The organism is Kribbella lupini (assembly GCF_039529595.1).
In the GTDB taxonomy this organism is placed as follows: domain Bacteria; phylum Actinomycetota; class Actinomycetes; order Propionibacteriales; family Kribbellaceae; genus Kribbella; species Kribbella lupini.
This window is the reverse complement of sequence record NZ_BAAANC010000002.1, coordinates 2570107-2594003: the sequence shown is the minus strand read 5'-3', so window position 1 is coordinate 2594003 and position 23897 is coordinate 2570107. Positions and strand designations below refer to the sequence as shown.

General features: G+C 70.3%; 25 protein-coding genes. 8 read left to right on the top strand and 17 right to left on the bottom strand.

The genetic code is table 11. The features are described 5' to 3' along the window. Positions 1–21: 21 nt before the first annotated feature. From ABD235_RS25730 to dnaK, 4 genes are read right to left on the bottom strand one after another with little or no spacing between them, the layout of a single operon-like run. On the bottom strand, positions 22–492 hold the full coding sequence (locus ABD235_RS25730) for a heat shock protein transcriptional repressor HspR (protein ID WP_344178446.1): 471 nt from the start codon (positions 490–492) through the stop codon (positions 22–24). Further along, positions 492–1673, bottom strand: coding sequence for a molecular chaperone DnaJ (gene dnaJ / locus ABD235_RS25725; RefSeq protein WP_344178444.1), 1182 nt, complete (start codon positions 1671–1673; stop codon positions 492–494). The genes ABD235_RS25730 and dnaJ overlap by 1 nt, the downstream gene beginning before the upstream one ends. Positions 1674–1694: 21 nt before the next feature. Continuing rightward, positions 1695–2414 (bottom strand): nucleotide exchange factor GrpE, encoded by a 720-nt coding sequence (gene grpE, locus ABD235_RS25720; RefSeq protein ID WP_344178442.1) that lies wholly within the window; start codon positions 2412–2414, stop codon positions 1695–1697. Further along, positions 2411–4282: a molecular chaperone DnaK gene (gene dnaK / locus ABD235_RS25715; protein WP_344178752.1), complete on the bottom strand. Its 1872-nt coding sequence runs from the start codon at positions 4280–4282 to the stop codon at positions 2411–2413. Before dnaK ends, grpE begins: the two co-directional genes overlap by 4 nt. A gap of 228 nt (positions 4283–4510) precedes the next feature. Here dnaK and ABD235_RS25710 point away from each other — a divergent pair, with 228 nt between their 5' ends. Beyond that, the gene (locus ABD235_RS25710) at positions 4511–4990 is read left to right on the top strand and encodes a GNAT family N-acetyltransferase (RefSeq protein WP_344178440.1); all 480 of its coding nucleotides are present in this window, start codon (positions 4511–4513) and stop codon (positions 4988–4990) included. Between the two features lie 112 nt (positions 4991–5102). Here the strand turns inward: ABD235_RS25710 and ABD235_RS25705 are convergent, their stop codons facing one another. Further along, complete coding sequence (locus ABD235_RS25705) at positions 5103–5672, bottom strand: phosphoribosyltransferase family protein (RefSeq protein WP_344178438.1); 570 nt, start codon at positions 5670–5672, stop codon at positions 5103–5105. A 143-nt stretch (positions 5673–5815) separates the two neighbouring features. Continuing rightward, positions 5816–6838 carry a sialidase family protein gene (locus tag ABD235_RS25700; protein ID WP_344178436.1) on the bottom strand — a complete coding sequence of 341 codons (1023 nt, stop codon included), beginning with the start codon at positions 6836–6838 and terminating at the stop codon, positions 5816–5818. A gap of 173 nt (positions 6839–7011) precedes the next feature. Between ABD235_RS25700 and ABD235_RS25695 the strand changes: the two genes are divergently transcribed. After that, a complete protein-coding gene (locus tag ABD235_RS25695) occupies positions 7012–7887 on the top strand; it encodes a type IV toxin-antitoxin system AbiEi family antitoxin domain-containing protein (protein WP_344178434.1) in 876 nt (291 codons plus the stop codon). 61 nt (positions 7888–7948) lie between these two features. Here the strand turns inward: ABD235_RS25695 and hutI are convergent, their stop codons facing one another. The 9 genes from hutI to hutH all read right to left on the bottom strand — a co-directional run bounded on the left by hutI (position 7949) and on the right by hutH (position 18314). After that, complete coding sequence (gene hutI / locus ABD235_RS25690; RefSeq protein ID WP_344178432.1) at positions 7949–9115, bottom strand: imidazolonepropionase; 1167 nt, start codon at positions 9113–9115, stop codon at positions 7949–7951. After that, entirely contained in the window at positions 9112–10419 is a 1308-nt protein-coding gene (locus tag ABD235_RS25685; protein ID WP_344178430.1) for a formimidoylglutamate deiminase, read from the bottom strand. The genes hutI and ABD235_RS25685 overlap by 4 nt, the downstream gene beginning before the upstream one ends. Next, positions 10416–11609: an allantoate amidohydrolase gene (locus ABD235_RS25680; RefSeq protein ID WP_344178428.1), complete on the bottom strand. Its 1194-nt coding sequence runs from the start codon at positions 11607–11609 to the stop codon at positions 10416–10418. The genes ABD235_RS25685 and ABD235_RS25680 overlap by 4 nt, the downstream gene beginning before the upstream one ends. After that, positions 11602–12531, bottom strand: coding sequence for an ABC transporter substrate-binding protein (locus ABD235_RS25675; RefSeq protein ID WP_425553176.1), 930 nt, complete (start codon positions 12529–12531; stop codon positions 11602–11604). The genes ABD235_RS25680 and ABD235_RS25675 overlap by 8 nt, the downstream gene beginning before the upstream one ends. Before the next feature lie 53 nt (positions 12532–12584). Further along, positions 12585–13235: an ABC transporter permease gene (locus ABD235_RS25670; protein ID WP_344178423.1), complete on the bottom strand. Its 651-nt coding sequence runs from the start codon at positions 13233–13235 to the stop codon at positions 12585–12587. Between the two features lies 1 nt (position 13236). Next, positions 13237–13890, bottom strand: coding sequence for an ABC transporter permease (locus ABD235_RS25665; protein ID WP_344178421.1), 654 nt, complete (start codon positions 13888–13890; stop codon positions 13237–13239). Continuing rightward, positions 13887–14885: an ABC transporter ATP-binding protein gene (locus ABD235_RS25660; protein WP_344178419.1), complete on the bottom strand. Its 999-nt coding sequence runs from the start codon at positions 14883–14885 to the stop codon at positions 13887–13889. The genes ABD235_RS25665 and ABD235_RS25660 overlap by 4 nt, the downstream gene beginning before the upstream one ends. Before the next feature lie 171 nt (positions 14886–15056). Further along, complete coding sequence (gene hutU, locus ABD235_RS25655) at positions 15057–16712, bottom strand: urocanate hydratase (protein ID WP_344178417.1); 1656 nt, start codon at positions 16710–16712, stop codon at positions 15057–15059. 30 nt (positions 16713–16742) lie between these two features. After that, complete coding sequence (hutH, locus tag ABD235_RS25650; protein WP_344178415.1) at positions 16743–18314, bottom strand: histidine ammonia-lyase; 1572 nt, start codon at positions 18312–18314, stop codon at positions 16743–16745. Between the two features lie 117 nt (positions 18315–18431). Between hutH and ABD235_RS25645 the strand changes: the two genes are divergently transcribed. The 4 genes from ABD235_RS25645 (at position 18432) to ABD235_RS25630 (ending at position 21875) form a co-directional block, all read left to right on the top strand. Next, the gene (locus ABD235_RS25645; RefSeq protein ID WP_344178413.1) at positions 18432–19325 is read left to right on the top strand and encodes a GNAT family N-acetyltransferase; all 894 of its coding nucleotides are present in this window, start codon (positions 18432–18434) and stop codon (positions 19323–19325) included. Further along, positions 19322–19519: a hypothetical protein gene (locus ABD235_RS25640; protein WP_344178411.1), complete on the top strand. Its 198-nt coding sequence runs from the start codon at positions 19322–19324 to the stop codon at positions 19517–19519. Before ABD235_RS25645 ends, ABD235_RS25640 begins: the two co-directional genes overlap by 4 nt. Positions 19520–19543: 24 nt before the next feature. Next, entirely contained in the window at positions 19544–20302 is a 759-nt protein-coding gene (locus ABD235_RS25635; protein ID WP_344178409.1) for an IclR family transcriptional regulator, read from the top strand. Between the two features lie 94 nt (positions 20303–20396). Continuing rightward, complete coding sequence (locus ABD235_RS25630; protein WP_344178407.1) at positions 20397–21875, top strand: carboxylesterase/lipase family protein; 1479 nt, start codon at positions 20397–20399, stop codon at positions 21873–21875. A 53-nt stretch (positions 21876–21928) separates the two neighbouring features. On the opposite strand, the gene rpsN is transcribed toward ABD235_RS25630, so the two are convergent. Further along, on the bottom strand, positions 21929–22234 hold the full coding sequence (rpsN, locus tag ABD235_RS25625) for a 30S ribosomal protein S14 (protein ID WP_344178405.1): 306 nt from the start codon (positions 22232–22234) through the stop codon (positions 21929–21931). Between the two features lie 3 nt (positions 22235–22237). Then, positions 22238–22405, bottom strand: coding sequence for a 50S ribosomal protein L33 (gene rpmG, locus ABD235_RS25620; RefSeq protein WP_184800145.1), 168 nt, complete (start codon positions 22403–22405; stop codon positions 22238–22240). 137 nt (positions 22406–22542) lie between these two features. Here rpmG and ABD235_RS25615 point away from each other — a divergent pair, with 137 nt between their 5' ends. Beyond that, positions 22543–23643: a CobW family GTP-binding protein gene (locus ABD235_RS25615; RefSeq protein ID WP_344178401.1), complete on the top strand. Its 1101-nt coding sequence runs from the start codon at positions 22543–22545 to the stop codon at positions 23641–23643. Then, positions 23640–23885, top strand: coding sequence for a type B 50S ribosomal protein L31 (locus tag ABD235_RS25610; RefSeq protein ID WP_077018606.1), 246 nt, complete (start codon positions 23640–23642; stop codon positions 23883–23885). The genes ABD235_RS25615 and ABD235_RS25610 overlap by 4 nt, the downstream gene beginning before the upstream one ends. The last annotated feature ends 12 nt before the right edge of the window (positions 23886–23897 follow it).

Sequence of the window (23897 nt, the reverse complement as noted above, 5' to 3'; positions counted from 1 at the left end):
CGGGCCGTCCGTTCCTGCCGATCAACGCGGGCCGATCTCCAGTGGCTCGGTGCGGATCCATCGGGTGGTGGTCTGCTGCCGGCCCATCGCGATCACGTCGCCCGCCGGGCCGGCCGAGAACACCCGGCTGGCCGTACTGCGCCGGGAGACCCCGACGCCGCGCTGCACCTCGGCGAGGAGCTGGTTCACCCGGTGGCGAAGCCCCTCGACCTCGGACTGCAGCTCGAGGATGTGCCGGATTCCGGCGAGGTTGACGCCTTCCTCCTGCGACAGGTGCTGCACGTAGCGCAACTTCGCCACGTCGTACGCCGAGTACCGGCGGCCCCGGCCGCTCGCGCGGCTCGGGACCACCAGGCCCAGGCGGTCGTACTGCCGCAGGGTCTGCGGGTGCATGCCGGCCAGCTGGGCCGCCACCGAGATCACGTAGATCGGGGTGCGGTCGTCCCAGGTCGGCACCTGGCTGAACGGCCGGCTGCTTGCTCCTGAGGCCATCACGCGCTCCCGAACAACCCGGCCCGCAGATCGGGCTGGGCCGACGCCGTACTGAACTCCTGCAGCTTCTCGCGCTGCTCGTCGGTCAGTTCGTGCGGCACCTGCACCTCCAGCGTCAGCAGCAGGTCGCCCTTGCTGCCGTCGCGGCGGACCGAGCCCTTGCCACGGACCCGCAACTTGCTGCCGTTCGCCGTACCGGCCGGGATCCGGACCGTCACCGGCAGGCCGTCGAGCGTCGGGACCTTGATCTCGGCGCCCAGCGCGGCCTCGGTGAAGCTCACCGGCACCGCCAGCGTCAGGTGCTCACCCTGGCGGCCGAAGATCCGGTGCGGGGTGACGTGCACGGTGACGTAGAGGTCGCCTGCCGGGCCACCCCGTTCGCCGGCCGCGCCCTTGCCCTTGAGCCGGATCCGCTGACCGTCCTGCACGCCCGCGGGGATGCGGACCTGCATGGTCTTGCTCGACTGGCCGCGGCCGGAGCCGTGGCAGGTCTCGCACGGCTGGTCGACGACCAGACCGCGGCCCTTGCACTCGGTGCAGGGCTCGGTCATCGCGAACACGCCGCCCTGGACCGAGGTCTGCATGCCGGTGCCTTCGCACTTGAGGCAGACCTTCGGCACGGTGCCGTACTTCGCGCCGGTCCCGCGACAGGTCTTGCACGGCTCGTCGCTGGTCATCCGGAGCGCGACGGTGACGCCGTTCACGGCCTCGCCGAACTCGATCGTCGCCTCGGTCTCGATGTCGGCACCCCGGCGCGGCCGCGCGGTCGACGTGGTGGTCGTCGACCGGCCACCACCGCCGAACATGCCGCCCAGGATGTCGCCGAGCCCGCCGCCCGCCGTACCGGCGCCGGCCCCGCCGCGGTTGAACAGGTCACCGACGTCGAAGCCGAAGCCGCCGCCCTGCGCGCCACCGCCGCTGCCCGGCATCCGGAACCCGCCGCTGCCGAACAGCCGCCGCGCCTCGTCGTACTCCTTGCGCTTCTTGGCGTCGCCGACCACGTCGTAGGCCTCGGAGACCTCCTTGAACTTCGCCTCCGCCGACGCGTCCCCGGCGTTGGAGTCCGGGTGGTACTTGCGCGCCAGCTTGCGGTACGACTTCTTGATCTCGTCGGCCTCGGCGGTCTTGGAGACGCCGAGCACCTTGTAGAAGTCCTTCTCCAACCAGTCCTTGGTACTCATCGACGTCCCACCTCCCGCCGTTTACTCCGCAGGCTTGTCTGCGGCCTGGTTGTCGTCATCGTTGCCTTCAGCCCCGTTCTCGGCGCCGGCCGGCAGCTGCTCGGTCGGTTCCGACACCGCCACCCGGGCCGCCCGCAGGATCCGGTCGCCCAGCCGGTAACCCGGCTGCATGACCAGCGTCGCGGTCGGTCCGTCGACCTCGTCGGAGTAGTTGTGCAGCAGCGCTTCGTGGATCCGCGGGTCGAAGGGGTCGCCCACCTCGCCGTACTTCACCAGCCCGAGCTTCTCGGTGACCCGCTCGAGCGACTCGGCGACCGCCTTGAAGGCGCCCTCCAGCTCGCCCGCCTCGCGGGCCCGGCCGACGTCGTCCAGGGTCTGCAGCAGCTCGGTGAGCACCGAGCCGATGACGACCTCACGGTTGGCCTCGCGGTCCCGGTCGACGCGCCGCTTGTAGTTCACGTACTCGGCCTGCAGTCGCTGCAGGTCCGCCGTACGCTCGGCGAGCGCCTCGGTCAACAGGGCCTCCTGGGCCGACGGCCCGATCAGGTCGGACGGGTCGCGCGGGGGCTGCGCGCCCGGGGTGCCGGGCATCCCGGGCGCGGCGCCACCCGCGGGGGCCGACGAGACGGGCTCGCCGGGCTCCCGCAGGTTGCCGGTCTCCGGGTCGATCCGGCGCTTGTCCCGGACGACGGGGTCCCCGTCGCCGAACTCGCTTCCAGGGTCGGTCGGACGATCGGTCACTTGGTGTCCTCAGGCTTGCTGTCCTGCGGGCGGTCCTCGTCCACGATCTCGGCGTCGACGACGCCGTCGTCGTCGTTGGTACCGGTCGAGCTGTCGCCGGACGACGCGCTCTCCTCGGACCCACCGGCGGCCTGGGCGTTCGCGTACATCGCGGCACCCATCTTCTGGCTGGACTGGGCGAGCTTCTCCGACGCGGCCTTGATCGCCTCGGCGTCGTCACCCTCGAGGGCCTTCTTCAGCTCCGCGACGCCGTCCTTGACCTCGGTCTTGACGTCGTCGGGGATCTTGTCCTCGTTCTCCTCGAGGAACTTCTCGGTCTGGTAGACCAAGCCCTCCGCCTGGTTGCGGGACTCGACGGCCTCGCGGCGCTTGCGGTCCTCCTCGGCGTACTGCTCGGCGTCGCGGACCATCTGGTCGATGTCGGTCTTCGGCAGCGCGGAGCCACCGGTCACCGTCATCCGCTGCTCCTTGCCGGTGGCCAGGTCCTTGGCGTTGACGTGCACGATGCCGTTGGCGTCGATGTCGAAGGTGACCTCGATCTGCGGCACGTTGCGCGGCGCCGGCGGCAGGCCGGTCAGCTCGAAGTTGCCGAGCGACTTGTTGTCGCGGGCCATCTCGCGCTCACCCTGGTAGACCTGGATCATCACCGACGGCTGGTTGTCCTCGGCGGTGGTGAAGATCTCCGAACCCTTGGTCGGGATCGTGGTGTTGCGCTCGATGATCTTGGTGAACACGCCACCCTTGGTCTCGATGCCCAGGCTCAGCGGGGTCACGTCGAGCAGCAGGACGTCCTTGACCTCACCCTTCAGCACACCGGCCTGCAGGGAGGCGCCGACGGCGACGACCTCGTCCGGGTTCACACCCTTGTTCGGGTCCTTGCCACCGGTCAGCTCCTTGACCAGCTCGGCGACCGCGGGCATCCGGGTCGAGCCGCCGACCAGGATCACGTGGTCGATCTTGCTGACGTCGATGCCGGCGTCCTTGATGACGGCCTTGAACGGCGCGCGGGCGCGCTCGAGCAGGTCGTTGGTGAGCTTCTGGAACTCGGCCCGGGAGAGCTTCTCCTCCAGGTGCAGCGGGCCGGAGTCGGTCAGGCTCAGGTACGGCAGGTGGATGCTCGTCTCGGCGGCGCTGGAGAGCTCGATCTTCGCCTTCTCCGCGGCCTCCTGCAGACGCTGCATGGCCATCTTGTCGCCGGACAGGTCGGTGCCGTTCTTGTTCTTGAACTGGGTCACCAGCCACTGGACGATCCGCTGGTCCCAGTCGTCACCACCGAGGTGGTTGTCACCGGAGGTGGCCTTCACCTCGAAGACGCCGTCGCCGATCTCCAGCAGGGACACGTCGAAGGTGCCGCCACCGAGGTCGAAGACCAGGATGGTCTGCTCGGTGCCCTTGTCCAGGCCGTAGGCCAGCGCGGCCGCGGTCGGCTCGTTGACGATCCGGTGCACGTTCAGCCCGGCGATCTCGCCGGCTTCCTTGGTCGCCTGGCGCTGCGCGTCGGAGAAGTAGGCCGGCACGGTGATGACCGCGTCGGTGACCTGCTCCCCGAGGTACGCCTCGGCGTCCCGCTTCAGCTTCTGCAGCACGAACGCGCTGATCTGCTGCGGGGTGAACTTCTTGCCGTCGATGCTGACGTTCCAGTCCTCGCCCATGTGGCGCTTGACGGACCGGATGGTGCGGTCGACGTTCGTGGTGGCCTGGCGCTTGGCCACCTCGCCGACCAGGACCTCGCCGTTCTTGGCGAAGGCGACCACCGAGGGCGTCGTACGCGCTCCCTCGGCGTTGGGGATGACGGTGGGCTCGCCACCTTCCAGTACGGCGATGACGGAGTTCGTCGTACCGAGATCGATACCGACCGCGCGGGCCATTAGCGTTACCTCCACGAAGTTGAGTGATGCAGACTCAATGTTGCCGATCCAGGATCGGTATTTCAAGTTGCCCCCGGATCCGATCCGGCAGACTTGAGTACACCTGGCTCAACATTGCACCACGGTCGGCTCATTCCCAACCCCGGCCCTCGGATTTCCGGGATCACCCCTGCTCGGCCCTGGTCCGACCCCTGCCGCTGCAAGCGCTTGCCGTGGGAGGCTGACCAGGTGAAACTCCGCCCACTGTCCACCGCCGACGAGCCCACGGTGCTCGCCCTCAACGCCGCCGAGTCCCACCTCGACAAACTCGGTCCCGACCGGCTGGACTGGCTCCGCCTGATCGCCGCCCACGCAGCCGTCGTCGACGTCGACGGCGACCTCGCCGGCTTCGTCCTCACCTTCGCCCCCGGATCCGCGTACGACGGCCTGGACTTCCAGTGGTTCGCCGACACCTACGCCGACCGCTACCTCTACCTGGACCGCTTGGTGATCGCCGAGCCGTACCGCCGCCAGGGCATCGCCACGTCGGTCTACCGCGCCGTCGAACGCGCCGCCAAGCCCTTCGACCGCCTGGTCTGCCGGGTCCAGTCCGACCCACCGGACATCCCGTCCCTGGCCCTGCACGCCGCCCGCGGCTTCGTCGAGGTCGGCAAACTCCAGCGCCCCGACGGCACCACCAGCGCGATGCTGTCGAAGGAGCTGATCTAAGCCGACAGCCGACGCCCCGGCCGGCTGATTCCGTCAGGCTCACCCGCCAACTTCCGCCGGCCGCGGCGGGACGTTCCGGCGACGTCACCCGGCGGGACAGCGGCGACCAGCCCTACAGCGTCCGTACGTCGAGGAGCGCGCGGATCGGAAGGTCGTGGCGGAGGCGGGGGTCGAGCAGGCCGTCGACGATGCAGGCGGCGCCGATGAAGTGGGCGCCGCAGTCCTCGACCAGGGCCCGGACAGTGCGGGCGGTGGCGCCGGTGTCTGCCCAGTCGTCGACCATCAGGACCCGGTCGCCGGACTGGAGCAGGCCGCGGCGGAAGCCGAAGACCAGGTTCCGGTCGCGGTAGTCCGGTCCGGTGGTCCGGCAGACCCAGCGGTCGCTGTCGGTCGCCTGGGCGATCTCCTTGCGCGCCTCGACGAACCCGACGCCGAGCGAGGCCGCGGTGAGAGCGCCGATCATGGCGCCGCGCGACACCGGACCGACCACGACGGTCGGCGTCTCGTCGTACAGGCCGGCGAGGGCCGGGCCGAGGTCGCGGAGCAGCTCGGCGTCCCGCCACCAGCCGGTCAAGTCGGCACAGGCCCAGCGGTCGACCCGGTCCTGCCGCCAACGCAGCCCAGCACGCAGCCGCCCACGGACACCGCCGCCGGCTTGCTGATGCACTGCTGACCTGGACATGCTCCAAGCGTGACGCCCCGGCTTGGCGAGCGCACCGGATTTAGTGCAGCGCGCTTGTCGGCAGGGTCTGCGCTTACCTCTCCCAGCGCCTCGATCTCTAGGCCTCGACCGGACAGTCGTGCTTCGACGACCCCGGTTCGCGGTTACTGCAGCGCCGTACGCGGGAGGAGCTCGCCGACGATCTCCCGGGTGAAGATGTCGTAGCTGATCACCAGCAACTCGTCGCCGGGGAGCTCGACGACCGCCGGGTTGGCCTGGTCCACCGTGTTCTGGCCGGCGTCGATCACCACGCGCAGCGCGTCCTGGTCCCACGGCCCGAGCGGGTCACCGATGATCGTGGCCACGGTCGGCCGCCCAGGGTTGAACTGCTTCGACACATCGCCGTACGCCAGCAGCACAGCCCCGTCCGACAGCGTCAACGTGTCAGCCGAGGAGGCGTGCAGCCCACACAGTTCCGGCTCCGACCAGGTCAGCCCGTTGTCGTCGCTCCGCACCAGCTCGGCCTCTTCGTCGGTCCGCAGCAATGCCACCACCTGCCCGCCTGGCAGCAACGTCAGCACCGGCTCCAGGTACTCGCGCCCGGCCCGCCGCCCCAGCACGACCTCCTGCGCCGCCGGCCAGGTGAGCCCACCATCGGTCGACCGCACGACACTCGCCGAGTGGTTCTGGTCCCCCGGGAATACCCCGTACACCGGAGCCAGCAGATCCCCATCCGGCAACTCCAGGATCTGCCCGTGCGCCACGATGTGCCCCGCCCGGAACCCGTGCCACACCTCGGCGGTCTCGTGATCCACCATCGCCGACCCGACCACCGCCGGCTCACCCCACGAGGCCCCGCCGTCGACCGACCGAGCGACCAGCACCCCCGGGCACACGTACGGCCGCACCGACCAGTCGATCTGGAACCAGCTCAGCAGCACGTCCCCGTTGGCCAGTTGCACCACCATCGGGTCCCGGTCGTCGTACAACGTGTCCACGATCACCCGAGGCTCCGACCACGACCGCCCGTCGTCCGAACTCTCGGCCGCGACGATCCGCCCCACGCTCCGCACGTGCCCGAGCCCTTCCCGCCAGACCACCAGCACCCGCCCATCAGCCAGTCTGACGGCGCTCGGGAAGTACGGCAGCTGACCAGCAATGCTCCGGGCAATCACCACGCGACTCATACGCCCACGCTTTCATATCCCGACGCCCACCACCCACCAATCGCGGCGGCTGTGTCGGTCCCACGCTCGGGTAGGGCAGAAAACCGCGGCCCGACCAGCGTTGGTGGGTGGTGGGCGTCGGCCCTTGTGGACAAGCAAATCCATTCGTGGCGGGAATCCGGCACGCTGTGGTGATGGTCGAGGTCGGTGAAGTGCTCGCGCAGCGAGGCGGGACCGCGACCTTCTCCGATCTGCTCGCGGTCGTGACCGCTCACGCGGTCCGGAAGGCACTCGCGGCCGGCAGCGTCCGGCGGGTGGCCAAGGGCGTGTACGCACTGCCGGAGGCGCCGTCGGCGTTGACTGCGGCGCGGAGTCAGGGCGGCGTCGTCTCACACCTCAGCGCAGCTCAACACTGGGGGATGGGGGTCATCTCGGTCCCATCGCTTCCGCACGTGACGATCCCGCTGGACCGGGCGCGCAGGCGAGCGGGGTTGCCCTGTGTTCCTCACTGGGGTGATTCGCCGGCGATCGACGACGTGACCACTCCAGTCCGAACCGTCCTCGACTGTGCCCGCACGCTGTCCCTGACCGAGGGACTCGCGGTGGCGGACTCGGCCCTCCGGTTGGACCTGGTCGACCGCGACGACTTGGAGGCAGCGGCGATGCGGCTGACCGGACCGCATCGGCGGCGGGTCCAGCGGGTAGTCGCCTTGGCCGACCACAGGGCTGAGTCGGTGCTGGAGTCAGCCCTCCGGGCGATCCTGATCGACGCGCGGATCGAGGGGTTCGAACCGCAAGTGGTGGTTCGGGACGAGGGCTTCAGTGCCCGGGTGGACCTCGGGGACCGTCTGCGACGGATCGCGCTGGAGGCGGAGGGGTTCGAGTTCCATGGCACCCGCAAGGCCCTGGTCAACGACTGTCGCCGCCAGGTCAACCTCGTACTGCGGGACTGGCTCGTGCTGCGGTTCAGCTGGGAGGACGTGATGCTCGATCGGGAGTGGGTGATCGAGGCTGTGCGTGAGGTGCTCCGTCGCCCACCACCCATCAACCAGGATTCTCTCGCCGCCTGACCGGTCCACTACGCGGGGGTGTTCGTGCAGACCGACGGTTGGACGGTGGTGCGCGTCGAGCTCAACCCACCGGACGGCCACCCACGAACGTCTGGGTGACCAGCGGGACTCCCGGTCGGTAGGCCAAGTGCAGGTACGACGGGGCGTCGAGTACTGCCAGGTCGGCTCGGGCTCCTACCGACAGGTGGCCCACGTCCGTGCGGCGGAGGGAGGCGGCGCCGCCGGCGGTGGCGGACCAGAGGGCTTCGGCGGGGGTCATGTGCATCTCTCGGACGGCGAGGGCGATGCAGAACGGGATGGACGAGGAGTAGCCGGAGCCGGGGTTGCAGTCGGTGGCCAGGGCTACGGTGACGCCGGCGTCGAGGAGGCGGCGGGCGTCGGGGTACGGCGAGCGGGTGGAGAACTCGATGGCGGGGAGGAGGCCGGCGACGACTCCGGCCGAGGCCAGGGCGTCCACGTCCGCGGAGGTCAGGAACGTGCAGTGGTCGGCCGCGGCGGCGCCGACCTCGCAGGCGACCTGGACGCCGGGGCCCTCGCCGAGCTGGTTGGCGTGGACACGGGCCGACAGGCCACGCGCTTGGCCGGCGCGGAGGATGGCGCGGGCCTGGTCGGCGTCGAAGGCGCCGCGTTCGACGAACACGTCGACCCACTTGGCATGTTTGGCCGACGCGTCCAGCATCGGCCCGGTCACCAGGTCGACGTAGCCGGCCGGGTCGTCGGCGAACTCGGCCGGTACGACGTGCGCCCCCAGGTACGTCGTCTCGTCGGTGAACTCCGCCGCGACCGCCAGCGACCGCGCCTCGTCGGCCACGGTCAGCCCGTAGCCGGACTTGATCTCGACGGTCGTCGTGCCCTGCCGCCGCATCTCCGCGACCAGGCGCGCGACGTTCGCGGTGAGCTGCTCGTCGGCGGCCTCGCGGGTCGCGGCGACCGTCGTACGGATACCGCCCGCGCTGTACGGCGTACCGGTCATCCGCGCCGCGAACTCCTCGGCGCGGTCCCCGGCGAACACCAGGTGCGCGTGCGAGTCCACGAACCCCGGTACGACGGCTCGGTCGCCGAGGTCCATCGAGGCGTCGGCGGCGGGAGCCGAAGTCCGCGGCCCGACCCACGCGACCGTGCTGCCCTCGATCACCAGCGCGGCGTCGCGCAGCTCGCCCAGCAGCGGCCCGTGGGACGGGTCGTTCGTCACCAGCGAGCTGATCCCGGTCAGCAGCAGCGAGCTCATGTCACCTCCGCGATCGCGGCCGCCAGCTCGGCGCCGACGTCCAGCTTCGAATGATTGCCCTCGGCAACCTGATGCACGCCGCCGGCCACCACGTCGGTGACGTCGGCACCGGACGCCGCGAAGACCACGGTCTCCAGAGACGCTCCCGTCCCGGCCGTTCGCACGCTGTCCGTCGAAACGGCGACCAGGTCCGCGCGCGCACCGACCGCGATCACCCCGGCGTCACCGAAGCCGAGCGACCGATGCCCGTCGACCGTCGCCGCGGCCAGCAGCTCGGCGGCCGACCAGTGGCCGCGTTCCTGCGACGCGAGCCGTTCGTCCAGCTCGACCGCGCGCATCTCCTCGAAGAGGTCGACCACGGCATGGCTGTCCGACCCCAGCGTCACCGTCGACCCGGCCGCACGCAGCGCGACCGACGGGCCGATCCCGTCGGCCAGGTCGCGCTCGGTCGTCGGGCAGAAGCACGAGTACGTCGCGGAGCTGCCGAGCCGGTCGATGTCGACCGGCGTCAGGTGCGTCGCGTGCACGGCGCTCGTCCGCGCGCTCAGGAAGCCGGCCTCGTCGAGCACCTGCGTCGGCGTTCGTCCGTACGCCGCCAAGCACGCGTCGTTCTCGGCGACCTGCTCCGAGAGGTGCACATGCAAAGGGGCCTCGGGCAACAACGACGCGACGGCGCCGAGCTGGTCGGCCGGGACGCCGCGAACCGAGTGCGCGGCGGCGCCGATCACCACGTCGTCCGATCCGCGCAGCTCCTGAACGCGCGAGGCCCAGCCGACGACGTCGCCGTCGCTGAAGCGCTGCTGCACCTCGTTCAGCGGCTGGTCGATGCCGCCGGCAACGTAACAGGTGTCGAGCAGCGCGATCCGCAGCCCGGCGTCGCGGGCGGCGGCGATCAGCGCCTCGCCCATCGCGTTCGGGTCGTCGTACCGACGGCCGCCCGGGGCGTGGTGCAGGTAGTGGAACTCGCCGACCGCGGTGATCCCGGTCAGCAGCATCTCGCCGTACACGGCGCGCGCGAGGCGGTAGTACGTGTCGGGCGTGAGCTTCGACGCGACGGCGTACATCTGCTCGCGCCACGTCCAGAACGTGCCGCGCTCGGTCTGCGTGCGGCCGCGCAGCGCGCGGTGGAAGGCGTGGCTGTGGCAGTTCGCGAGGCCGGGCAGGACGAGTCCGTTGAGACGGGTCGCGGTGCCCGGGTCGGCGCCGACGGAGACTCCCGTTATCCTTCCGTCAGCGACGGTGACCAGGACAGAGTCTGCGATGCCGCTCGGGAGGATCGCGCGGGCGCACCAGTACGCCGTCACCGGGCCAGGTCCTTCAGCACTGTCGCCAGCGCGTCGACCCCGGCCAGGCAGTCGTCCATCTCGGCGTGCTCGGCCGGCGAGTGCGAGACGCCGGTCGGGTTGCGGACGAACAGCATCGCGGTCGGGATTCCCGCGTCGGAGAACACGCCGGCGTCGTGCCCGGCGCCGGTCGGGAGGATCGGCGCACCGTCCAGTACGCCGGCCAGGCGGTCGCGCAGGCCGGCCGGGAAGTCGACCACGGGCGAGACCGATTCGGCGGTCACTTCGACGGTCGTGCCGTCGCGCTCGGCGCGTTCGGCGGCCTGTCGGGTGATTGCCACCAGCAAGGAATCCAGGATCTCCGTGGAGGCGGCGCGGGCGTCGAGCCAGGCGGTCACCTGGGACGGTACGGCGTTGGTGCCGTTCGGCTCGACGGACAGCCGGCCGAAGGTCGCGCGGGCGCCGGCCAGGCGGGCCTGTTTGTTGGCCGCCAGCGCGGTCATCGCGTAGGTCAGCATCGGGTCGTGCCGGTCTTCCATCAGCGTGGTGCCGGCGTGGTTCGCCTCGCCGCCGAAGGTGAAGCGGAAGCGCCCGTGCGGCCAGATCGAGGACGCCACGCCGACGGGCGCCGTCAACGCGCGGCCTTGCTCGACGTGGAGCTCGACGAAGGTGCCCATGCGGTCAAGCAAGGGCGAAGGCCCGACGCCGGCCGGGTCGACACCCGCATCCGACAAAGCATCGGACAGAGTCACCCCCGTACGGTCCTGCAGAGCCAAAGCTTTCTCGGGTGCCAGCACCCCGGCAGCAACCCGAGAGCCAAGACACGGCATCCCGAACCGACTGCCTTCTTCTTCCACAAAAGCGCCGACACCGATGGGCACGGAAGGCTGGAAGCCCTCAGCCCGCAACTGGTCGACAGCAGCAAGCGCCGAGACAACACCCAGAGGGCCGTCGAAGGCGCCACCGTCGAGGACGGAGTCGAGGTGGCTGCCGGTCACCACACCTTGACCAGTGGACGGCCCCCACCACGCGACCAAGTTGCCGATCCCGTCCGACTGCACGTCCAGACCACGGCTCGTGCACTGGTCGACGAACCAAGCCGTGGCCGCCCGTTCGGTCTCGGTCCAGCCGCCCCGGCGGTAACCCCCGGTGTGGGGGTCACGGCCGATGGCGGACAGGTCCGTCCAGAGCTGTTCGAATGACTCAGACAAGGCTGTTCTTCGTCAGCCAGTCCTTGGCGACGGCCTTCGCGTTCTCCTTGCCGACGTCGACGCGCTTGACCAGTTCGGTCAGGTCGTCGGTGGTCAGCTTGGCCGAGACGGCGTTGAGCGCGGCGGCGATCTCGTCGGACTTGTGGTCGGTCCGGATCAGCGGAACGATGTTGTTCGGCGGCAGGATGTTCTCCGGGTCCTCGAGCTGGACCAGGTTGTTGTCCTTGATCACCGACTGGGTGGTGAAGAAGTTCGACAGCTGGATCTGGTTGTCCAGCAGCGCCTTGGTGCTCAGCGGGCCGCCGGCATCCAGCGTCTTGTACTCCTTGAACTCGACGCCGTACTTCTCCTTCAGACCCTTCAGCCCCGCCTCGCGGACCTTGAACTCCGAGCTGCCGCCGGCCACCATCTCCTTGGAGACGGCCTTCAGGTCGGCCAGGGACTTCAGGCTGTACTTGTCGGCGGTCGCCTTGGTCACCACGATGGTGTCCTCGTCAGCGGCCGGCGACTTGTCCAGCACCTCCAGGCCCGACGGCAGCGCGCCCTTCAGCGCGTTGTACGCCGCGTCGTCCTCGGTCTCGGTCGCGCCCTTCTTGAAGTAGTCGAGCGCGGCACCGGTGTACTCGGGCAGCAGGTGCACCGAGCCGTCCTTGATCGCGGCCATGTAGGTCTCGCGGTTACCGATGTTCTGCTGCTGCTTGACCTCGATGCCCTTCGCCTGCAGCGCCTGGCCGAAGATCTCGGCCAGCAGCTGCGACTCGGAGAAGTCAGCCGAACCGACGGTGATGCTGGTGACCTTGTCCGGCGCCGGCGAGGAACCCGCGTCGTTGTCACCGGACAGCGGGTCGCCGCCACCGCCACAGGCGACCAGGCCGAAGACCGCGACCCCGGCGATCGCGGTACGTACGAGCGTGGATCTCAACACGGGAACCTCCAGTATTCCGTTCCGGCGCCGGCCGGCGCCGAGTGTGTTCATCAGTTGTTCCGCAGACCGGGCGAGACCACGACCCGGCCGAGCAGGGCGAAGAGCAGGTCGAGCAGGATCGCCAGCAGCGCCACCAGCAGCGCGCCGCTGAACATCTGCGGGAAGTCGCGCAGCTTCAGCCCGTCGACGACGTACCGGCCCAGACCGCCCAGCGAGACCAGCGCGGCGATGGTCGCCGTGGAGACGATCTGCAGCGTCGCGCTGCGCAGGCCGGAGATGATCAGCGGCAGCGCGATCGGGACCTCGACCTTGGCCAGGATCTCCCGGCCGGTCATCCCCATCCCGCGCGCCGCGTCGGTCGTCGCGGCGTCCACGCCGGACAGCCCGGCGTACGTCGAGGTCAGGATCGGCGGGATGCCGAGGGCAACCAGCGCGATCAGCACCGGGAGGAACCCGATCTGGTCGGTGAGCAGCACCGCGAGCATCAGCAGGCCGAGGCTGGGCAGGGCCCGGGCCGCGTTGCCGATGTTGATCGCGAGGAACGCACCGCGCCGGGTGTGGCCGATGTAGAGACCGACCGGCAGCGCGATCAGCGCGGACAGACCGAGGGCGGCGGCCGTGTACCAGATGTGCTGCAGGATGCGGGCGGTGATGCCCTCCGGGCCGGACCAGTTGAAGGAGTCGAAGAGGTACTCGAACATGTCAGGCCGCCTTCACCGGGGAGGAGACACGGGCCCAGGGCGTGAGGACCCGCTGCAAGGTCACCAGCACCAGGTCGGCGAGCAGCGCGAGCAGCAGCGAGAGCACGACGCCGACGACGACAGGGGTCAGGAAGTCCTTCTGGAAGCCCTGGGTGAACAGCTCGCCGAGGCCACCGATCCCGATCACCGCGCCGACGCTGACCATCGAGATGTTCGCGACCGTGACGACGCGCAGCCCGGCGAAGATCACCGGTACGGCGATCGGCAGGTCGATGGTCAGCAGCCGCCGCAGCGGCCCGAACCCGACGGCCACGGCCGCCTGGCGCACGTCGGGTGGCACGGACCGTAGTCCGTCGATCACGTTGCGGATCAGCAAGGACACCGTGTAGATGGTCAGCGCGATCACGATGTTGATCGTGGAGAGCACCTGGGTGCCGAGGATCACCGGCAGCACGATGAACAGCGCGATGGAGGGCAACGAGTACAGGACGCCGCCCAGGGCGATCAGCGGATTGGCCAGCCAGCCGAACCGGGTCGCCAGGTAGCCGAGCGGCACGGAGATCAGCAGGCCGAGCAGCACCGGGAGGATCGCCAGGTACAGGTGCTCGCGCAGCTGGTCCCAGATCAGTCCGAGGTTGTCGCCGATCCAGCTCATGACCGGAGCGCCCCGGCCAGCCCGGCCTGGTCGATCGTTCCCAGCGCCTTGCCGGACTCGTCGACGCAGACGCCCTGACCGATCGGCGACGTCAGTACGGCGTCCAGCGCGGCGCGCAGCGAGTCGCCGCGGCGGAAGACGGCGCCCAGCGGCAGGACCTCGCCGTTGTGCTGCCAGCCGGTCGGCTTGCCCGCGTCGTCGACCACCAGCTCGGCCGGCACCGGCGCGAGCTCGAGCCCTTCGGCCTCGCGGAAGGTCAGTGCGCGGTAACCGCGGTCCTGGCCGACGAAGCTCTCGACGAACTCGTCCGCCGGGTGGGCCAGCAGCTCGGCCGGTGGCGCGAACTGGGCCAGCTTCCCGCCGACCTTGAGGACGGCGACGTTGTCGCCGAGCTTGATCGCCTCGTCGATGTCGTGGGTGACGAAGACGATCGTCTTGCCGATGTCGCGCTGCAGGCGGAGCAGTTCCTCCTGCAGCTGGTGGCGCACGATCGGGTCGACCGCGCTGAACGGCTCGTCCATCAGCATGATCTTGGGATCGGCCGCCAGGGCGCGGGCGACGCCGACCCGCTGCTGCTGACCACCGGACAGCTGCGCCGGGTACCGCTCGGCGAGCTTGGGGTCGAGGCCGACGCGTTCCAGCAGTTCCATCGCGGTCGCGCGGGTCTTGCGCTTGTCCCAGCCGAGCAGCTTCGGCACGGTGGCGACGTTGTCCACGACCGTCTTGTGCGGGAACAGCCCGGCGTGCTGGATCACGTACCCGATCCCGCGCCGCAGACTGACCGGGTCGCCGGCGTTGATGTCGTCGCCGTCGATCGAGATCCGGCCGCTGGTCCGCTCGATGGTGCGGTTGATCATCCGCAGCGAGGTCGTCTTGCCGCAGCCCGAGGGACCGACGAAGACGGTGATCTCGTTGCTCGGGATCCGCAAGCTGAGGCTGTCGACGGCCATCGTGCCGTCCGGGTACTGCTTGGTGACGTCTTCGAACTCGATCATGGCGCCCCTTCGCGCTGGTCGGCGATCGCCCGAACGATCCTAGGGGAACGAGGGCCCGGTGCCACGCGATCAGCACCTTTCTCATTCCTCGGGAAAGTGCACCTTAGCGCTGTGGATTGCCATGGTCGCACTGTGTACTGCGTTGACCCCGTTCCCCGTACCGGCCGAAGGTCAGGACTCCTGCATCGGAATCCGTACCCCGCGCTCGGCCGCTACTTCCGCCGCCTTCTCGTACCCCGCGTCCACATGCCGAATCACACCCATCGCCGGGTCGTTGGTCAGCACCCGTTCGAGCTTCTGCCGCGCCAGCTCGGTGCCGTCGGCAACCGACACCTGACCGGCGTGGATCGAGCGTCCCATCCCGACCCCGCCGCCGTGGTGGATCGACACCCAGGACGCGCCGCTGGCGGTGTTCACCAGCGCGTTCAGCAACGGCCAGTCCGCGATCGCGTCCGAGCCGTCCAGCATGCCTTCGGTCTCCCGGTACGGCGACGCGACGCTGCCGGTGTCCAGGTGGTCCCGGCCGATCACGATCGGCGCCTCGAGCTCGCCGGAGGCAACCATCTCGTTGAACCGCAGCCCCGCCTTGTCCCGCTCGCCCTGGCCGAGCCAGCAGATCCGGGCCGGCAGGCCCTGGAACGCGACCCGCTCCTGCGCCATCTTGATCCAGCGCGTCAGGTGCTCGTTGTCCGGGAACAGCTCGAGAATCGCCTGGTCGGTCTTGCGGATGTCCGCCGGGTTGCCCGACAGCGCGGCCCAGCGGAACGGACCCTTGCCCTCGCAGAACAACGGCCGGATGTACGCCGGGACGAACCCCGGGAAGTCGAAGGCCCGGTTGAACCCGGCCTTGCGCGCCTCGTCGCGGATCGAGTTGCCGTAGTCGAACACCTCGGCGCCGGCGTCCTGGAACCCGACCATCGCCGCGACGTGCCGGGCCATTGAGGCCTGCGCGCGCTCGGTGAACCCGGCCGGGTCCTTCTGCCGCTCGGCGGCCCAGTCCTCGAACTCGATCCCGACCGGCAGGTACATCAGCGGGTCGTGCGCCGAGGTCTGGTCGGTGACGATGTCGATCGGCGCACCGGCCTCCAGCAGCGCCGGCACGATCACCGCGGCGTTGCCGAGGACACCGATCGACAACGGCTTGCGCGCCTTCTTGGCCTCCTCGGCCAGTTGCAGGGCGTGGTCGACGGAGTCGGCCCGTACGTCGAGGTAGCGGTGCTCGATCCGCCGGTGGATGCGCGAGTCGTCGACGTCGACGCAGATCGCGACGCCGTCGTTCATCGTCACCGCGAGCGGCTGCGCGCCGCCCATGCCACCGAGCCCGGCGGTCAGCGTGATCGTGCCGGCCAGCGTGCCGCCGAACTTCTTCGCGGCGACCGCGGCGAACGTCTCGTACGTGCCCTGCAGGATGCCCTGGGTGCCGATGTAGATCCACGACCCGGCCGTCATCTGGCCGTACATGGTCAGCCCGAGCGCCTCCAGCTTGCGGAACTCCTCCCAGTTGGCCCAGTCGCCGACCAGGTTGGAGTTCGCGATCAGCACCCGCGGCGCCCACTCGTGGGTGCGCATCACGCCGACCGGACGGCCGGACTGGACCAGCATCGTCTCGTCGTCCTTGAGCGTGGTCAGCGTGCGGACCATCGCGTCGAAGGAGTTCCAGTCCCGCGCGGCCTTGCCGGAACCGCCGTACACGACCAGCTCGTCGGGGTGCTCGGCGACCTCGGAGTCGAGGTTGTTCTGCAGCATCCGCAGCGCGGCTTCCTGCTGCCAGCCCTGGGCGGTCAGGGTGGTACCGCGCGCGGCGCGGACGGGTCGGGGTCCGGACATGGGTGATCCAGCCTTTCTCGGTTGATGCCGTCAGGCGAGTGGGCCGGTGACGGCCTCGGCAGCGGACAGGTAGGTGCCGTCGGCAACGAGCCGGACGGAGTGCTCGATCTCGGGGGCGAGGTGCCGGTCGGTGCCCGGTCCCTCGACGTGGGTGCGCAGCGCACGCCGTACGGCGTCGGTCGCGGGGGCCGGCTCCAGCGGAGCCCGCAGGTCGAGAGCCCGCGCGGCGGTGAGGATCTCGACGGCCAGCACGCGTTCGAGGCCGTCGACCGAGCGGCGCAGCTTGCGGGCGGCGGACCAGCCCATCGACACGTGGTCCTCCTGCATCGCGCTGCTCGGGATCGAGTCGACGCTGGCCGGGACCGCGAGCCGCTTCAGCTCGGACACGATCGCGGCCTGGGTGTACTGCGCGATCATGTGCCCGCTGTCGACGCCCGGGTCGTCCGCCAGGAACGCGTTGAGCCCGTGGTTGCGGGCGACGTCGAGGAAGCGGTCCGTACGGCGTTCGCTGATGCTCGCGACGTCGGCGACGGCGATCGCGAGGAAGTCCAGCACGTAGCCGACCGGGGCGCCGTGGAAGTTGCCGTTCGACTCGACCCGGCCGTCAGGCAGCACGACCGGGTTGTCGATCGCGGCCGCGAGCTCGCGCCCCGCGACGGTCGCCGCGTGCGCGACGGTGTCCCGGGCGGCGCCGTGCACCTGCGGGGAGCAGCGCAGCGAGTACGCGTCCTGGACCCGGTTGCACTCCGGACCGCGGTGGCTGGCGACGATCGCGCTGTCGGCCAGTACGGAGCGCAGGTTGGCGGCGGCAGCGCCCTGACCCGGGTGCGGACGCAGCGCCTGCAGGTCGGCGGCGAAGACGCGGTCGGTCCCGAGCTGGCCCTCGACGCTCATCGCCGCGGCGATGTCGGCGGTCTTCAGCAGGCGCTCCAGGTCGGCGATCGCGAGGACCAGCATGCCGAGCATGCCGTCGGTCCCGTTGATCAGCGCGAGGCCTTCCTTCTCGGCCAGTACGACGGGCTGCAGGCCGTGCGCGGCGAGCGCCTCGCCGGCGTCCAGCAGGTTGCCGTCGCGGTCGCGGACCTTGCCCTCGCCCATCACCGCGAGCGCGACGTGGGACAGCGGTGCGAGATCGCCGGAGCAGCCGAGGCTGCCGTACTCGTGCACGACCGGGGTCAGCCGGGCGTTCAGCAGTCCGGCGTACGCCTGGGCGGTCTCGACCTTCACGCCGGTGCGGCCGGTGGCCAGCGTCGACAAGCGCAGCAGGGCGGTGGCGCGGACGACTTCGGTCTCGACCTCGGGGCCGGAACCGGCCGCGTGCGACCGGACCAGGCTGCGCTGCAACTGGGCCCGCAGTTCCGGCGCGATGTGCCGCGTCGCCAGCGCGCCGAACCCGGTCGACACCCCGTAGTGCGGGATGTCGGCGTGTGCCAGCGCCTCGATCGCGGCCCGCGACTTGGCGATCTCCTCCAGCGCGTGGTCGTCGATCCGCACCTGCGCGCCGTACCGCGCCACGGCCACCACGTCACCGGCGGCCAGCGGCCCGGTGCCCACCACGACCGTCGACGGTCGGCTGCCACCTACTGCTTCAGCTGTCTCCACCCGCCCATTGCACCGCGCCCCCGCCCGGACCGACAGCACCGCCACCCACTTGCTGTCTCAGATGCGAGACAGTTGCGGTGACTCCGGGGGGACCCCGTCGCCGATTAGGCTCGGGCAATGATTGACGTACGCCCGGCGGCCCCGGGGGACGGGGTGGGTCTGGCGGCGGCGTACGCGGCGGCGCTGCCCCGGCTGGTGAAGACGGCCCGAGGGATCGAGACCGAGCTGGGGACCGGCTCGACGCGGATGGTCCTGGTCGCCGTCGAGGGCGGCGTGATCGTTGGATGGGGCAACGTGTTCCGCCCGGACCCGGCGGAGCCCGCGCCCCGGGTCCGGATCGCCGTGCAGGTCGCGCCCGAGCGCCGGGGTCACGGCGCCGGCCGGGCGCTGACGGCCGCGGTCGAGCAGCTCGCGACGGAGTTCGGCGCGGTCGCGTTGCTGCTCGTGGTCGAGGACGACGACGCATCGCGGCAGTTCGCCCACCGGCACGGCTACGTGCTCGACCGGCGGATGAGCCACTCCGACGTCCGGCTGGCCGACGCACCCGACCCGGTCGACCCGCCGGCGGGCCTGCGGCTGGCGACGTACGACGACCTGGACGCCCGTCAGGTGTGGACGGCGACGGCGGCGGTGGTGGCGGGCGACCCGAGCGGGCTGTCGCACGCCCCGCCGTACGAGAACTGGGTGGCGACGGACTGGAACCACCCGGACCTGCGCCGGGACCTGAGCATCGCGTTGCTCGACGGCGATCAGGTCGTCTCGTTCGTGACCACGACGGCCGATCCGGACCGTGGCGTGATCTGGTCGAACCTGACCGGCACCGTTCCGGCGTACCGGGGACGCGGACTCGCGAAGGTGGTGAAGTCGCACGCGCTGCGGCGGGCGCACCGGGCCGGCCTGACGACGGCCTCGACCGGGAACGACGCGGCGAACGAGCCGATGCTCGCGGTCAACCACTGGCTCGGGTACCGGCTCGCCGGCTCGGCCTGGACGGCGGCGAAGGCCCTGTGACGAAGAAGCTCGTGAGATCGCTGACGTTCTTCGCCGTACTGTCGGCCGCGGTCGGGTTCCTGCTGTCCGGTGACGACCGGACGTTCGACTGGCGACTGGCCGCGGGGTTGTTCGCGTTCGCGCTGATCGGCGAACTGGTCCGGGCCAAGATCCGGCGCGGCCGCGCCGGAAGCGGTCAATCGTCCAAAATCTGAGACAGGCCCGCTACCCTCACAGTTGTGAGCGGCAACGTTCCCGCCTCGACCCGGACCCTGCGGGTACTGACGTTCCTGGCCACCCAGCCCGGACCCGTACCGATGGAGCGCATCGCCTCCGCGGTCGGCCTGCCGCGCTCGTCGACGTACCACTTGCTGCGGGCAATGATCGACGAGGGTTTCGTCGTGCACCTGCCGGAGGACAAGCGCTACGGCCTCGGGGTGGCGGCTTTCGAGATCGGGAGCGCCTACCTGCGGCACGATCCGCTCGAGCGCCTGGCCCGTCCGCTGCTGGCCCAGCTCGTCGCGGAGGTCGGCCACACCGCCCACCTGGGCGTCCTGCACGGGCGTGAACTCGTCTACCTGCTGAAGGAACAGCCGCCGCGGCCTCTGACCCTGGTCACCGACGTCGGCGTCCGGCTCCCCGCGACGTTGACCGCGTCGGGCCGAGCTCTGCTGGCGGCTCTGCCCCCGGCGCAGGTCCGGGCACTGTTCCCGACGCCGGAGTCCTTCGTACGCCGTACTGACCAAGGCCCTCAGACGCTCAGCCAGCTCCGCCGCCTGCTCGCCGACGAACGCCAGCAGGGCTTCGCCATCGAGGAGTCCCACGTCACCGCCGGCGTCACCTCGGTCGCGAGCGCCGCCCTCGACCACGCCGGCCACCCAGCCGCCGCGATCAGCATCTCCTTCCGCAGCGAGTCGGTAGGCCCGGGCGAACGCTCGCTTCTCGCCCGCCGCGTCCGGCAGGCCGCCGACGCGCTGACCCGCCGCCTCCGCGGCTAAGTGGTGCTGAGCCCACCTTCGGCGGGGTTCTGAACCCAGTGCTCGGCGGTCCGGTCCTTTCCAGGATGGAACTCTCCTCCTGGAAAGGCATCCGATGCTCCCGATTCTGGCCGCCTCCGCCCTGCTGGCGACATCGCTCGCCGCAGCTCCACCGACCGGCGACACCGTCGTACGCACCGACCTCGGTCCAGTGCGAGGGATCTCCGACGAGACCACCCGGACCTATCGCGCCATCCCGTACGCCGCCCCGCCGAGCGGTGATCGCCGCTGGCGATCACCACAACCCGCGGCCCGCTGGAACGGCGTCCGCGACGCCACGCGGTACGGCGCGTCCTGCCCACAGACCGAGCACCCGATCGGTGTCGCCGGCACCAATGAGGACTGTCTCTTCGTCGACGTGACGACACCGAAGCGAGCGAGCAAGGATCTCCCGGTCGTGGTCTGGATCCACGGCGGCAGCTTCACCCACGGCGCGAACAGCGTCTACGGGACGAAGCGGCTCGCGGCGCAGGGCGAGCTGGTCGTCGTCCAGGTGCAGTACCGGCTCGGCGCGCTCGGATTCCTGGCCGGCAACTACGGTTTGGAGGACCAGCAGGAAGCGCTCCGCTGGGTGCAGCGCAACGCGAAGGCGTTCGGCGGCGACCCTCGGAACGTGACGATCATGGGCGAGTCGGCCGGCGCGTACAGCGTCTGCGACCATCTCGCCTCGCCGACCGCCGAAGGACTGTTCCACCGGGCGATCGTGCAGAGCGGGCCGTGCGCGCAGGAGTACTCGACGACCAACTACGCGGCGCCGAGGCCGCGGCCGGTCGCCGAGAAGTACCGCCGCGATCTGACGACCAAGCTCGGCTGCTCGACGACCGAGTGCCTGCGGGCGGTTCCGATCGAGAAGCTGCTGGCGGCGACCGCCGACTACGAGTTCGGCCCGGTGCTGGACGGCCCGCTGCTGCCGCTGCACCCGGCACAGGCTCTGCTGACCGGGCGCGTCAACCGCGTCCCGGTCCTGCACGGGATCAACCACGACGAGGAACACGGCCGGTACGGCGCGCAGGAGGCGGCCACCGGCGTACCGATCACTCAGGCGGAGTACGAGAAGGCGGTCCGTGCGCAGTTCGGCGCGAAAGCTTCGACGGTCCTTGCCGAGTACGCCGACGTCGCGCCGGCCGGGCTGGCGCTGTCGACGGTGATGACGGATTCCCAGTGGGCGGCACCGGCGTACCGGACCAACCAGCTGCTGTCGCTGCGGATGCCGACCTACACCTTCGAGTTCGCCGGCGACGCGCCCTGGTACCTCGGGCTGGACCGTCCCGGCTGGCCAGTGGGGTCGCACCACATGACCGACCTGACCTACCTGCTCGACCTGAGCATCTTCGAGCCGGCCGATCCCAAGCTCTCCGCCGAGGTGATCGATCGGTGGAGCGCCTTCGCGCGAACGGGTCGGCCCGACGTCAGCGGTACGTCGTACTGGCCGCGGGCGACGCCGTTCGACCGAAAGGTGCAGTCGCTCGACCCGGCCGGGGTGACCCGCACCGACTTCTTCTCCGGGCACCGGCTCGGCTTCTGGACCTCATGACAAAAGGTCCGGCCCGGAACCACCTGGTTCCGGGCCGGACCTTCAGCAGAGGTTCACCAGGACGACTTGGTGATCCCCGGGAGCTCCCCACGGTGGGCCATCGTGCGGAAGCGGACCCGGGAGATGCCGGCCTTGCGGAGGAAACCGCGCGGCCGGCCGTCGACCACGTCGCGGTTGCGGACCCGGATCGGGCTCGCGTCGCGCGGCAGCTTCTGCAGCCTGAGCTGCGCCTCGCCGCGCTCGGCGAAACCGGTCGTCGGGTCGGCGATCAGCCGCTTCAGCTCGGCGCGGCGCCCGGCGTACAGGGCGACCGTGACCTTGCGCTGCTCGTTCTTGGCGATCTTGCTGGTCTTCGCCACCGACTACCGCTCTTCGCGGAAGTCGACGTGCTGGCGCAGAACCGGGTCGTACTTGCGGATCATCAGCCGATCGGGGTCGTTGCGGCGGTTCTTCCGGGTCACGTAGGTGAACCCGGTGCCGGCCGTGCTCCGCAGCTTGACGATCGGGCGGATGTCGTTGTGCTTGGCCATCGACCAACCTTTCTTGGCGCTCGCGCGCCGTAGGACTCAGTACGGTGAACACCTGGGACCCGGGTGACTATTCCGGTCACCGGAGTGTAGGTTGTGTTGGTAATCATTTTCAATAAGCGTCGAGGAAGAGGGTACGGATGCTGCCGGTCACCTTGGTCAGCGGGGTCGACACCACGACCCGCGACGGCGCCGCGACCGATCTCCTGCTGCCCGGGACCGTCCTGGTCGAGTACGACGTGCGCGGACTGGCCGGCGGCTCGGTGGTCCGGATCGCGCGGACGACCGAGGGCGTGATCGACCGCGAGGTGATCCGGATGAACCACCCCTGCGTGTCCTGCGCGATGCGCGGCACGCTGGTCGAGCTGCTCCGGAGCATCGCGGCCGTCCACCGGTACGACGCGGCGGTGGTCAACGTCCCCGCCGCCGGTGATCCGGAGGCGCTGGCCGAGGAGATCGGGCGGGACGCGGCCGGGGAACTGCAGGTCAGCGTGGTCCTGGCGGTCGTCGAGGCGGGCAGTTTCGTCGCTGACGCGACGGGCGAGGAACTGGTGCGCGACCGCGGCATCCCGACCGCCGCCGAGGACAACCGGGCGCTGGCCGAGGCGATCGTCCACCAGGTCGAGTACGCGGACGCCGTACTGGTCGACCCGTCGTCCGCGGCCGCGGCGTTGGCCCAGGCCCTCAATCCCCAGGCCCGGATCGTCGGACGGGCTCGTGAGCTGGCCGGCGTACAGCTGCACGACCGGGCCGCGGCGCGGGCCCGCGTCGAGCCCGGAACGATCAGCGCACCCCTGCGGGAAGAAAGCGGGCCGGTGCGGACGTTCCTCTTCTCGTCGGACCGGCCGTTCCACCCGGAGCGGTTGTACGACGCGTTGGAGGACCTGGTCGACAGGACCGCCCGCGGCAAGGGCACGGTGTGGCTGGCAACGCGCCCGCAAGCCCGGCTCGGGTGGGACAGCTTCGGCACCAACATCTCGATCGGCGTACTGGGCCGCTGGCTCGCCGACCTCCCGGCCGACCGCTGGCCGGAGGTGAGCAGCAGCCACCGGGCCCGGTCGGCGCTCGAGTGGCACCCCGAGCACGGCGACCGGGCGAGCTACCTGTCCTTCACCGGCCTCGATCTCGACATCTGGGAATTAGAACGCCGCCTGAACGGTTGTGTACTACGTGCGGATGAAGAGGTCAGAAGCCTGACCGACCCGTTCGCCCCTTATCTGGAAGGAAGTACCGCTGCATGAAGCAGAACATTCACCCGGAGTACCGTCGGGTCGTCTTCCGCGACAAGTCGGGCAACTTCAGCTTCCTGACCGGTTCCACCCGCGAGAGCTCCGAGACGGTCGTCTGGGACGACGGCAACACCTACCCGGTGGTCGACGTCGAGATCTCGTCCGCGAGCCACCCCTTCTACACGGGTCAGCAGCGCGTGATGGACACCCAGGGCCGCGTCGAGAAGTTCAAGAAGCGCTACGGCCAGAAGTAGGACCTGACGCGG